Source organism: Streptomyces sp. NPDC060027 (genome assembly GCF_042737005.1).
GTDB lineage: Bacteria > Actinomycetota > Actinomycetes > Streptomycetales > Streptomycetaceae > Streptomyces.
The window spans coordinates 1-11,839 of the sequence record NZ_JBHWVI010000251.1 but is presented as its reverse complement, the minus strand read 5'-3'; the positions used below and the strand labels follow the sequence as shown (position 1 = coordinate 11,839).

Annotated in this window: 11 protein-coding genes; 9 read left to right on the top strand and 2 right to left on the bottom strand. The window is 72.6% G+C overall.

Features of this window, described 5'->3' with window-relative positions; translation table 11 throughout:
- The coding region (locus tag ACFWBT_RS37125) for an FAD-dependent monooxygenase (RefSeq protein WP_385707522.1) at window positions 1-1,238 on the bottom strand (1,238 nt) is incomplete at its 3' end.
- Window positions 1,239-1,574: 336 nt separating this feature from the next.
- Here ACFWBT_RS37125 and ACFWBT_RS37120 point away from each other — a divergent pair.
- From ACFWBT_RS37120 to ACFWBT_RS37110, 3 genes are all read left to right on the top strand, one after another.
- Window positions 1,575-2,303: an SDR family oxidoreductase gene (locus tag ACFWBT_RS37120; RefSeq protein WP_385707520.1), complete on the top strand. Its 729-nt coding sequence runs from the start codon at window positions 1,575-1,577 to the stop codon at window positions 2,301-2,303.
- Window positions 2,297-2,536 (top strand): hypothetical protein, encoded by a 240-nt coding sequence (locus ACFWBT_RS37115; protein ID WP_385707518.1) that lies wholly within the window; start codon window positions 2,297-2,299, stop codon window positions 2,534-2,536. The genes ACFWBT_RS37120 and ACFWBT_RS37115 overlap by 7 nt, the downstream gene beginning before the upstream one ends.
- Before the next feature lie 92 nt (window positions 2,537-2,628).
- Window positions 2,629-3,507, top strand: coding sequence for an NmrA/HSCARG family protein (locus tag ACFWBT_RS37110; RefSeq protein WP_385707516.1), 879 nt, complete (start codon window positions 2,629-2,631; stop codon window positions 3,505-3,507).
- A gap of 98 nt (window positions 3,508-3,605) precedes the next feature.
- Here ACFWBT_RS37110 and ACFWBT_RS37105 read toward each other — a convergent pair whose 3' ends face one another.
- Window positions 3,606-4,223 carry a disulfide bond formation protein DsbA gene (locus tag ACFWBT_RS37105; RefSeq protein WP_385707514.1) on the bottom strand — a complete coding sequence of 206 codons (618 nt, stop codon included), beginning with the start codon at window positions 4,221-4,223 and terminating at the stop codon, window positions 3,606-3,608.
- Window positions 4,224-4,559: 336 nt separating this feature from the next.
- Between ACFWBT_RS37105 and ACFWBT_RS37100 the strand changes: the two genes are divergently transcribed.
- The 6 genes from ACFWBT_RS37100 to ACFWBT_RS37075 are packed head-to-tail and all read left to right on the top strand — an operon-like array spanning window position 4,560 to window position 11,786.
- Entirely contained in the window at window positions 4,560-5,588 is a 1,029-nt protein-coding gene (locus tag ACFWBT_RS37100) for a methyltransferase (RefSeq protein ID WP_385707512.1), read from the top strand.
- Window positions 5,589-5,645: 57 nt separating this feature from the next.
- Window positions 5,646-7,376, top strand: a complete 1,731-nt coding sequence (locus ACFWBT_RS37095; protein ID WP_385707510.1) for an FAD-dependent monooxygenase — start codon at window positions 5,646-5,648, stop codon at window positions 7,374-7,376.
- Window positions 7,373-8,332, top strand: a complete 960-nt coding sequence (locus ACFWBT_RS37090) for an aromatase/cyclase (protein ID WP_385707508.1) — start codon at window positions 7,373-7,375, stop codon at window positions 8,330-8,332. Before ACFWBT_RS37095 ends, ACFWBT_RS37090 begins: the two co-directional genes overlap by 4 nt.
- On the top strand, window positions 8,329-9,525 hold the full coding sequence (locus ACFWBT_RS37085) for an FAD-dependent monooxygenase (protein ID WP_385707506.1): 1,197 nt from the start codon (window positions 8,329-8,331) through the stop codon (window positions 9,523-9,525). The genes ACFWBT_RS37090 and ACFWBT_RS37085 overlap by 4 nt, the downstream gene beginning before the upstream one ends.
- Window positions 9,501-10,988, top strand: a complete 1,488-nt coding sequence (locus ACFWBT_RS37080; protein WP_385707504.1) for an FAD-dependent monooxygenase — start codon at window positions 9,501-9,503, stop codon at window positions 10,986-10,988. Before ACFWBT_RS37085 ends, ACFWBT_RS37080 begins: the two co-directional genes overlap by 25 nt.
- Window positions 10,989-11,042: 54 nt before the next feature.
- Complete coding sequence (locus tag ACFWBT_RS37075) at window positions 11,043-11,786, top strand: antibiotic biosynthesis monooxygenase (RefSeq protein WP_385707502.1); 744 nt, start codon at window positions 11,043-11,045, stop codon at window positions 11,784-11,786.
- The last annotated feature ends 53 nt before the right edge of the window (window positions 11,787-11,839 follow it).

Below are 11,839 nucleotides of genomic sequence, written 5' to 3'. Positions count from 1 at the left end.
CCGTGTGCGGTGTGCAGGAGGTCGGCGACGCGGGTGCGGGTGCCGTCGGCCAGGGTGAGTTCACGCTCCGGTGGCATGCGCCGGCCGAGCAGCGGATGGTCGCCCTTGGCGAGGTCGTAGCGGATGCCGAGACCGCTGACGATCCCGGCGGCCTGCTCGGCGGCTCCCTTGTGGGCCAGCAGTTCGCCCATGACCTCACGGACCGGGTCCAGGGCGTCCTCACCGAGGTAGATCTTCGACGCCGCCCGGGCGTTGCGGATCAACTCCAGCCCGACGGGGTGGCGTTCGGCGTGGTAGGTGTCGAGCAGGCCCTCGGGGGCCCGGCCCCCGACCGTCGCCGCCAGCTTCCAGCCGAGGTTGGCCGCGTCCTGCAGTCCGGCGCTGAGCCCCCACGCGGCCAGCGGCGGGATCTCGTGCGCGGCGTCGCCCGCCAGCAGCACCCGGCCGCGCCGGTACTCCTCGGCCAGCGCGGCGGAGTTGCCGCACGCCCACAGCCACCGGGGCTCGGCGTGGTCGATCGACTCACCGGTCAGCCGCCGCCACGCGCCGGCGACCTCGGCGAACGTCAGCGCTCCCGGGTCCGGGCGGGCGGGCAGTGCCGGGTCGTGGACGACGATGCGGCAGCGGCCCTCGCCCAGCGGGGTGCACACCACCATGCTGCCGCCCGCGAGACGCTCGCCGATGGGCCGCGGGCGCGGGGCGGCACCGGTGATCTCCGCGGTGTACATGCCCCGGGTGGCCTCCCAGCCGGTGGCCGGGATCCCGGCCAGCGCACGGACGGTGCTGCCCGCGCCGTCGCAGCCGACCACGTACGCGGCGCTCTCCTCGCCCGGCCCTCCGGGGCCCTCGGAGCACACCACCACGCCCTCGGCGCTCTCGCGCAGCCCGGTGACCTCGCGGCCGCGGTGCACCGGGACGCCGAGCTCCTCGAGCCGGCCGCTCAGCGCCTCCTCGGTCCTGGCCTGGGAGAGGCCCAGCACTCCGCTGTGGTCCTCGTCGAGCATGCCCAGGTCGAAGCGGACTCCGCCGAAGTGCCCCATCGGGCCCCACCGGAACGCGCCGAGGCGGGGGAGCAGCCCGCGCTGGTCCAGCGACTCGGCGGCCCGCCGGTTGAAGCCGAGGGCACGGGACTCCCCGCTCGGGGCGGGCAGCTTGTCGTAGACGCTCACGTCCGCTCCGCCCAGGCGGAGTTCCGCGGCCAGCATCAGTCCGACAGGACCCGCACCGACCACTATCACGTCAGTTGTATTCATTGTTTTGAGGCCTCTGCACTGTGGCAATGGTTGGCCATCGTGAAGCTACCCAGCGCAATGTCCGACCGCAATGAACTGGAATTCACCGGCACCGGTTCAGTGTTCGACTGCGGAATCGGCGTGCTTGAACACGGCAGTGAACACTTTGGACACGGAGTCCGCGCGACAGCAATATCGGAGATGCCTTCGCGTTCCGCTTCTCACTACGGTGCATGCCGCGCGTAATGCAGATTCTCGAAAACACGCCGCCGGCCTCCCGGACACCGCGCGGCACACCGTCGCCGGCGCGGACAGGCGGAACCCCCGAGAAAGGAGCAGGACGTGACGGTCGAGAAGATCGCGCTCATCACGGGTGCCAACAAAGGCATCGGATACGCCACCGCGCGACAGCTCGGTGAGCAGGGCATCGTCGTCATCGTCGGTGCGCGGGACGAGGTGCTCGGCAAGCAGGCCGCCGACGCGCTGGCCGCCGACGGCATCACCGCGACACCGCTGCGCATCGACGTGCGGGACCCGGACAGCGTGGCCGAGGCGGCCCGCACGATCGAACGCCGGTACGGACGCCTGGACATCCTGGTCAACAACGCCGGCGTCGCGGGCGGCTTCACCGGCACGCCCGGCGAGGCGACCGCCGCCGACCTGCGGGAGGTCTACGAGACCAACGTCTTCGGCGTGGTCACCGTGACCCACGCGATGCTGCCGCTGCTGCGCCGCTCCCCGGCCGGACGCGTCGTCAACCTCTCCAGTCACGTGGGGTCGCTGACCCTGCACGCGGATCCGGGCTCCCCGCTGGCGGGCGTCAACATGATCGCCTACCAGTCCTCGAAGACCGCGCTGAACGCGCTCACCCTCGCGTACGCGAAAGAGCTGCGGGACACCCCCGTCAAGGTCAACGCGGCCCTGCCCGGAGTGGTGGCCACCGACATCAACCACCACCGCGGTTCCCGGACCCCCGCCGAAGGGGCCGCGATCGTGGTCCGCCTCGCCCTGCTGGACGAGACCGGCCCGTCGGGCGCCTGCCTGGCGGACAACGGACCCCTGCCGTGGTGACACGGACCGCGCGGGCGGCAACCCCGGCCATTGCCCCGGCCCCGCACCGGGTCACGGCCGGTGGGACCGGTCGGGGCCGCGGCGGCGGTGCGGGCCCCGGTGAGGGCGAGGCCGCCGGGCCGGGCATCGCCCGGGACACCATCGGCTCCTTCCGGGACACCGCCGGCGTCGTGCGGGACGGCACCGGCACCGGCCGTACGCCGCCGCGAGCGGGGGCGGTCCCGGCGGCCTGATCCCCCAGGGATCAACGGCCGTTCGCGGCCATCACAACGGATCACCGAAGCCGGGCCGGCTCCCGGCGCGGCACACGACACGGAGGCAGGCAGTGGCGGTTGAAGGAACGATCCTGGTGCTGGGCGGTACCGGCCGGCAGGGCGGGGCGGTGGCCCGCGAACTGCTGCGGCGCGGACACACCGTGCACGCCCTGGTCCGCGACCCGGGCAAGGAACAGGCACGGGAGCTCGAGGAAGCGGGCGCGGTCCTCGTACGCGGCGACCTGGACGACGAGGCGTCGCTGCTCGCGGCGATGCGAGGCGTCCACGGGGTGTTCAGCGTCCAGACCTTCCGCGGCCCCGGCGGCGTCGAGGCCGAGGAGCGCCAGGGCAGGGCGGTGGCCGACGCCGCCGTCCGGGCCGGGGTGCGGCACTTCGTCTACAGCTCGGTCGGCGGCGCCGACCGCGACACCCGCGTCCCGCACTTCGAGAGCAAGCTGAGGATCGAGCGCCACCTGTCCACGCTCGACCTGCCGGTGACCGTGCTGCGGCCGGTCATGTTCCACGACATCCTCCTGGACATCGCCCCCCGCCCGGTGGACGACGGACTCGTCCTGGGCCTGTGGCTGGACCCCGAGACCCCGGTGCAGCTCATCGCGACCAGCGACATCGGCGTGTTCGCCGCGGACGCCTTCGAGAACCCGGACGCCTGGCTCGGCCGGACCGTCGAGATCGCCGGAGACGTCCTGACCGGACCGCAGATGGCCGCCGCGTTCGAGGCCGCCTCCGGCGTCCCGACCCGCTTCCGGCAGCTGCCCATCGAGCCGCTGCGCGCGGCCCGCCCCGACCTGGCCAACATGTTCGACTGGTTCGAGCGCGACGGCTACCACGCCGACCTGCCCGAACTGCGCCGCGGCAGGCCCGGCCTGGTCTCCCTGGAGACCTGGCTGAGCGACAACTGGACCGCCCCGCTGGCCGCTTCACCCCGCTGACCGCCGGGGCCGGGACCGGAATCGGAATCGGGGCCGGGACCGGGGCCGGCACCGGCACCGGCACGGCGGCGGCACCGGCACCGGGGCTGGGGCCGGGCTCAGGTGAAGACCGGATCCTGGGTACGGGTCCGCTTGAGCTCGAAGAACCCCTCGGTCCCGGCCACGGCGAGCACCCCGTCCCAGAGCTTCACCGCGGCCTCGCCGCGCGGGGCTGGTGTCACCACCGGGCCGAAGAACGCCACGTCGTTCACCGCGACGACCGGGGTGCCCACGTCGGTGCCGACGCGGCCGATGCCGTCGCGGTGCGAGGCGCGCACCGCGCCGTCGAACTCCTCGGACCCGGCCGCGTCGGCCAGAGCGGGATCGAGGTCCGCGGCGGCCAGCGCCGCCGCGTAGGTGGACCGCTCCTTGGGCGCCTTCTCCAGGTGGAACCGGGTGCCGAGTTCGGTGTACAGCCGGCCCAGCACCTCGGGGCCGTACGCCTGCCCGGCGGCGGCGCACACCCGCACCGGCTCCATCCGCAGGGCCAGGTCCCGGTGCCAGCGCTCGGGCAGGTCGGTACGCCCCTCGTTGAGCACGCTCAGGCTCATCAGGTGCCAGCGCAGCTCCAGCGGCCGGTGCCGGGCGACCTCGAGGATCCAGCGGGAGGTCAGCCACGCCCAGGGGCAGGTCGGGTCGAACCAGAAGTCCACGGTGGTCGGGCTGTCGTGCCGCAACGGAGCCTCCTCGAAGTGCCTGTGGGAAAGCGGCCGTCGGTCTGCGGCCGGTGCGGGCGTGCGCCGCCCGCGCGGACACCGGGCCCGCCGCGCCGCCGCGGCCGGCCCCGGGTCCGTCGTCTCACCCGGATCCCTCTCGGTTTCCATGGCGGGGCCGGAACAACCTGACAAGGGCGGGCCGGAATACCGGTGGAGCGGCGGTGGAATTGCGCTGTTCAACCGCTCAAATTCCCTGGTTGAACGTTCGAGGGAATTCCGATAATTCCGGAGTTGCGGGCCGCGGAAGCGTCAACCTATCGTCTGGAACCCCGAAAAGGGCGCTATGAAAGGAAAGCCATGTCCGCATTGCCCGAGGTCCGTGACCAGTCCGATTCGTACGAGCTGCTCCATCTCATTCAGGGTGCTGTGATCACCCAGGCGATATCCGTCGCGGCCAGGCTCGGCATTGCGGACGTCCTCGCCGACGGACCGCTGTCCGCCGAGGAGATCGCCCAGCGGGTCGGATCCGACCCGAAGGCGACCCACCGGATCCTGCGGGCGCTGTCCGGGCACGGGGTCTTCGCGGTGCGCGGCGACGGCCGGTACGAGCACAGCGCGCTGTCCGACAAGCTCCGTGAGGACGCGCCGGACTCGATGCGCGGCTTCGCCCTGCTGATGAGCCACCCGCTGCTGCACGAGGAGTGGGGCCACCTGCTGGCCACCGTGGAGAGCGGCGAGCCCAACCTGCCGAAGCTGCGCGGGATGGGCGCGCTGGACTTCTTCCACGCCACCCCCGAGTACGCGGGCGTGTTCTTCAAGGCGTTCGGCGAGCTCTCGGAGTCGGAGACCGACCCGATCCTGGCCGCCTACGACTTCTCCGCCTTCTCCACGGTCGTGGACGTCATCGCCGGCCGCGGCAACCTGCTGGCGGGCATCCTGAAGCAGGCACCGGACGTCAAGGGCGTGCTGTACGACTCCGAGGTCGCCACCGTCGACTCGCCCGCGCTCTTCGAAGCCGCCGGGGTCGCGGACCGGCTGACCATCGAGCACGGCGGCTACCTCGGCAAGCTGCCCGCCGGCGCCGACGCCTACCTGTTCAAGCACATCATCCACGACTTCTCCGAGGCCGACGCCGTCACCGCGCTGCGCAACGCGCGCGAGGCGATCGCCCCCGGCGGCAAGCTGCTGGTCATCGAGTACGTGCTCCCCGAGAACAACGAGAAGCACCTCGGCCACACCATCGACCTCTGGCTGATGCTGATGCTCGGCGCCCAGGACCGCACGCTCGCCCAGTACACCGAGCTGTTCGCCAAGGCCGGCTTCAAGGTCACCCGGGCCGTCCCCACCAGCGCGCCGATCTCGATCATCGAGGCGATCCCGGTCTGATCCCGGCGGACACAAGCCGGTCCCCATCGCAGAAGCCGAGGCTCAAGGACAGGAACCATGGATACCGAGGTCATAGTCATCGGGGCGGGTCCTGCGGGACTGACGCTCGCGGCCGAACTCCGCCTCGGCGGCGCCGACGTCACCGTCTTCGAGCAGCGCACCGAGCGGAGCTGGGAGTCGCGCGGCATCGGCTTCACGGCGCGGGCCACCGAGGCGTTCCACCAGCGCGGCATCCTCGACCGCCTGGAGAACATCGAGATCACCCGGCAGGGGCACTTCGGCGGCATCCCGATCGACTATGGGGTGCTGGAAGGCTCGCACTTCGGTGTGCGCGGCGCCCCCCAGTACACGATCGAGGAAATGCTCGAGACCTGGGCGCTGGAGCTGGGCGTGACCCTGCGCCGCGGCCACGAGCTCACCGCTGTGAGCGACACCGGCGACACCGGCGACAGCGTCACCGCGACCGTGCGGGGCCCGCACGGACCCGAGCGGTGCACCGCCCGCTACCTGGTGGGCTGCGACGGCGGGCGCAGCACCGTGCGGCGCCTGGCGGGTTTTGAGTTCGCCGGCTCGGACGCCACCCGCGAGATGTACCTGGCGGACGTCAAGGGCTGCGACATCAAGCCGCGGATGATCGGTGAACTGCTGCCGAACGGCATGGTCATGGCGGCGCCGCTGGAGCAGGGCTACACCCGCATCATCGTCTGCGAGAACGGCACGCAGCCCGACCGCGGCCGCGAGGTGACCTTCCCTCAGGTCGCGGACGCCTGGCAGCGGCTGACCGGCGACTCCATCCACCACGGCGAGGCCCGCTGGGTCAGCGGCTTCACGGACGCCACCCGCCAGGCCACCGAGTACCGGCGCGGCCGGGTGCTGCTGGCCGGCGACGCCGCCCACATCCACCTGCCCGCCGGCGGGCAGGGCCTGAGCATCGGCGTGCAGGACGCCTTCAACCTCGGCTGGAAGCTGGCGGCGACGGTCAGGGGCCACGCCCCCGAGCACCTGCTCGACACCTACCACGCCGAACGCCACCCGGTGGCGGCGCGGGTCCTGCGCACCACACTCGCCCAGGGAACGCTCAACCTCACCGGCCGCTCCGTCGCACCGCTGCGCACCGTGATGGCGGAGATCATCGCGATCCCGGCGGTGGCCCGGCACCTGTCCGGCCTGGTCAGCGGCCTCGACATCCGCTACGACCTCGACGCCACAGCCACAGCCACAGCCACCGCCACCGCCACCACTGGCGCCGGCACCGGCAGCGCCACCGGCACCGGCAGCGCCACCGCCACCGACGGCACCGGCACCGACGGCGGCCCCGACACCGGTACGGGTACGGGTACGGGTACGGGCCGGCCCGGGCACCCGCTGCTCGGTGCCCGGATGGCCGACCGCGCACTGGAACTCGCCGACGGCGGCCACGACCGGACCGCCCGCCTGCTGCACCCGGCCCGCGGCGTCCTGATCACCGCCGACGCCTCCGGTGACACCGGCCGCCTCGCCGCCGGCTGGTCGGACCGCGTCGACCTGGTCCGGGTCAAGGACTTCCCCGCCGGACCGGAGGAGGACGGCGCCGCGACCGAGTCGGTGCTCGTGCGCCCCGACGGCTACATCGCCTGGACCGCACCGGACGGAGGCGGCCTCGAGGCCGCGCTGCGGCGCTGGTTCGGCGAGCCGGCCCAAGACTCCGCCACCCGAGACTCCGCCATCCGAGACTCCGCCATCCGAGACTCCGCCATCCGAGACTCCGCCATCCGAGACTCCGCCATCCGAGAGGAGAGCACGACGTGACCGAGAACGCGGTACGTGAAACGGAACACGAGATCGACGTCCATGCCCCCGCCGCGTCGGTGTACGCGCTGATCACGGACGTCGGCCGGTGGCCCGAGACCTTCCCCCCGACCGTGCACGCCGAGGTCGTCGAACAGGACGGCGACACGGAGCTGATCCGGCTGTGGGCGACGGCGAACAACGCCGCCAAGACCTGGACCTCCCGGCGCGTGCACGACCCGGACCGGCTGAGCGTGACGTTCCGTCAAGAGCGGTCGCAGCACCCGGTCGGCGGGATGGGCGGCGCCTGGGTGGTCGAACCCCGCTCCGCCACCTCGTGCCGGGTGCGGCTGCTGCACGACTTCCACGCGGCGACCGACGAGGTGGCCGACCTCGACTGGATCAGCGCGGCGGTCGACCGCAACAGCGCCTCGGAACTGCAGGCACTCAAGGACAGCGCCGAGGCCGCCGGGCCCGCTGAACTGTTCACCTTCGAGGACACCGTGACCGTCGAGGCGAGCGGCAAGGACGTCTACGCCTTCCTCAACGAGGCACACCTGTGGCAGGAGCGGCTGCCGCACGTCGCCCGGGTGTCGCTGCAGGAGGACGAACCCGGCCTGCAGATCCTGGAGATGGACACCCGCACCAAGGACGGCAGCACCCACACCACCCGCTCGGTGCGCGTGTGCAGGGCCGCGACGGCCATCGTCTACAAGCAGATCGTGCTGCCCGCCCTGATGACCCTGCACACCGGGCGCTGGCTCATCGAGGACCGCGACGGCGGCGGGGTGTCGGTGACCTCACGGCACACGGTACGGATCAACACCGACAACATCACCAAGGTCCTCGGCGCGGACGCGACCGCCGACAGCGCGCGGGACTTCGTCCGCACCGCCCTGAGCGGCAACAGCCTGGCCACCCTGCGCCTGGCGAAGGCCTACGCCGAGGGCCTGGCCAGCGAACCCGCCCGGCCGTGACCTCCTCCCGGGCCACCGCGCCGGTCGTCATCGTCGGCGCGGGCCCCGTCGGCCTGCTGCTCGCCTGCGAACTGCGCCGGGCCCACGTCCCGGTGACCGTCGTGGAACGCCTGGCCCGCCCCATGACCGAATCCCGGGCCAGCCAGCTCACCACGCTGAGCGCCGAACTGCTGCACGAGCGCGGCTTTTCGGCGCTGCTCGCCGAGGCCGCGCACGAACCGCGCACCCACTTCGGCGGCCTCGGCTTCGCCCTGTCCCCGGCGGACAGCCCGTACGCGGGCCACTGGAAGCTGCCCCAGTACCGCACCGAGGCCGCCCTGGGCGAACGCGCGCTGGCCCTGGGCGCGTCGGTGCTGCGCGCGCACGAACTGACCGCGCTCACCGACCGTCCGGACCACGTCCGGTGCACGGTCAGCGGCCCCGCCGGGCGCCGGCTGCTGCGGGCCGCCTACCTGGTGGGCTGCGACGGCGCGCACAGCACGGTGCGCCGGCTGGCCCGCTTCCCCGTGACCGCCACCCCCGCGACCAGACGGCTGCTGCGCGCCGACGTGTCGGGGCTGCGCATCCGCGACCGCCGCTTCGAACGGCTCGACACCGGCTTCGCGGTGGCGGCCACCCGCGACGGCGTCACCCGGGTCATGGTGCACGCCTTCGGCGACGCACCGGACGAGCGGCACGGACCCCCCGCCTTCGCGGAGGTCGCCGCCACCTGGAAGCGGGTGACCGGAGAGGACATCCACGAGGGCACCCCCGTGTGGCTGGACGCCTTCGACGACGCCAAGGGACAGGCCGACTCCTACCGGCGCGGCCGGATCCTGCTGGCCGGCGACGCCGCCCACTGGCATCCGCCGGTCGGCGGCCAGGCGCTGAACACCGGACTGCAGGACGCCGTCGACCTCGGCCGCAAACTCGCTGAGACCGTGCACGGCCGGGCCGCCCCCGGCCTCCTGGACAGCTACCACGACCAGCGGCACCCCGTGGCGGCCCGGGTCCTCGACCACGTCGCGGCCCAGGAACAGCTGATGTTCGCCGGCCCCGAGGCCGGGCCGCTGCGCACGCTCTGGTCCGAACTGATCGCCATCGAGGGGGTCCGCGCCCATCTGACGGCGGTGGCGAGCAACCTCGACCACCCGTTTTTGCAGGTACGCAAGGGGAGGCAGGAAAGGCAATGCAGGACTTCGACACAGACGTGATCATCGTGGGGGCGGGGCCCACCGGGCTCATGCTCGCGGGCGAACTGCGCCTGGCGGGCGTCGAGGCCGTCGTACTGGAGCGGCTGACCGAGCCGATGCGCCAGTCACGCGCCCTGGGCTTCTCCGCCCGGACCATGGAGGAATTCGGCCAGCGCGGGCTGCTGGAGCACTTCGGCGACCTGGGCGTCATCCCCGTCGGGCACTTCGGCGGCATGCCGCTGGACTACACCATCGTGCCGGGCGGCAACTTCGGCGTGCGGGGCGTGCCGCAGGCGCTCACCGAGGCGATCCTGCACGCATGGGCCACCGGCCTGGGCGCCGAGGTCCGCCGCGGCTGGGAACTGACCGCACTGACCGCCGGCGACGACGGCGTCGAGGTCCGCGCGAACACCCCCGAGGGCGAACGCACCCTGCGCGCCGCCTACGTGGTGGGCTGCGACGGCGCCCGCAGCGCCGTGCGCACCCTGTCGGGCATCGACTTCCCCGGCTACGAGGCCACCATCGAGATGCTGATGGCCGACGTCACCGACGTGAAGGTACGGCTGCGCCCGACCGGCGAACTCGGCGACGCGGGCATGGTCGTCGTGCTGCCCGTCGGCCCCGACACCACCCGCGTCGTCGTCTTCGAGCGCGGCGCGGGCGTACGGCCGACCGCGCAGCCCCCCACCTTCCAGGAGGTGGCCGACGCCTTCAAACGCGTCACCGGCGACGACATCCACAGCGGCAACCCGCAGTGGCTGAGCTACTTCACCGACTCCAGCCGCCAGGCCGCCCAGTACCGCAGGGGCCGCGTCTTTCTGGCCGGGGACGCCGCGCACATCCACATGCCGATCGGCGCGCAGGGCATCAGCGCGGGCGTGGGCGACGCCGTCAACCTCGGCTGGAAACTCGCCGCCGAGATCCGCGGCACCGCCCCCGAAGGCCTGCTCGACACTTACCACACCGAGCGCCACCCCGTCGCCGCCCGCATCCTGGCCAACACGCTCTCCCAGCGCAGCCTCTACCTCGGCGGACCCGAGATGGACCCGATGCGGTCGGTCTTCGCCGAACTGCTGGCCTACGAGGACGTCCGAAAGCTCCTGGTGGGCATGGTCACCGGCCTCGACATCGCCTACGACACCCCGGGCGTCGGCCACCCGCTGCTCGGCCGGCGCCTGCCGGACCTCAAGCTCACCGCCGGGGCGTCCGGCGAGGTGAGCGCCTACGGACTCCTCAACGGCGGGCGCGGCTTCGTCCTGGACCTGCGCGGCGACGCCGCGCTGAACGCCGCCGCCGAGCCGTGGACGGACCGGATCGACGTCGTCGTCGCACAGGTCCGCCCGGACGGCGAACTCGCCGACGCCCAGGCCCTGCTGGTCCGCCCGGACGGCTACATCGCCTGGATCGGCACGGCCGGATCCGGGACGGACGGTCTCACGGACGCCCTGAGCCGCTTCTTCGGCGCGCCCCGCGACCCCCGCTAGGACACGACGCCCCGCCGGCGCGGGCACTCAACCAAAACCCAGGAGGAACGAACCATGCCGTTCATCAACCCCGAAGACGGGCACCTGACCGTCCTCAACCTGTTCAAGACCGACACCCGCGCCCGGGTCGACACCCTCGTCAAGGAGATGAAGGCGATCGTCGACACCGCGGCGTTCCCCGGCTGGATCTCCAGCACGGTGCACCGCGGCGAACAGAACCCGGGAACCGCGAACTTCATCCAGTGGCGCGGCATGCAGGACCTGGAGACGCGCTACAACGACAGCGAGTTCAAGCACCACACCGTCCCGGTCTTCCGCGAGATCACCACCTTCGTCCGCCTGATGCAGACCGAGGTCGACTCCAGCCGGCGCCACCCCGCGCTGGGCGGCGTCACCGAGGTCTCGCCCGGGCGCGACGACTACACGGTCATCGAGATCCTCGGCGTCGACCCCGCCGAGCAGGGCGCCCTGACCGCCACACTGGGACAGGCCCACTCCTGGCTCGTGGACGTGCCCGGCTACCGCTCGCAGAGCGTGCTGCGCGGCATCCGCTCGCGCAACCTGGAGGGCGGCGAGGGCACCCTGGCCACCGTCGGCGCGGACAACGACTTCGTCGTCGTCTACTCCCAGTGGGACGGCAAGGACTCCTACGACGCCTTCCGCACGCAGACCGACGCCCAGTGGTCCGCCGCGCGCCGCGGCTTCCAGGACCGGCGCAACTCCCTGATCACCAGCGCCGACTGGAACAGCTACCGCGCCGTCCACACCCGCTCCGCCGAGCAGCCCGTGACGGTCTGACCTCTCAGGACATCGACACCACGACGAGGCCCCCTGACACACGGTCAGGGGGC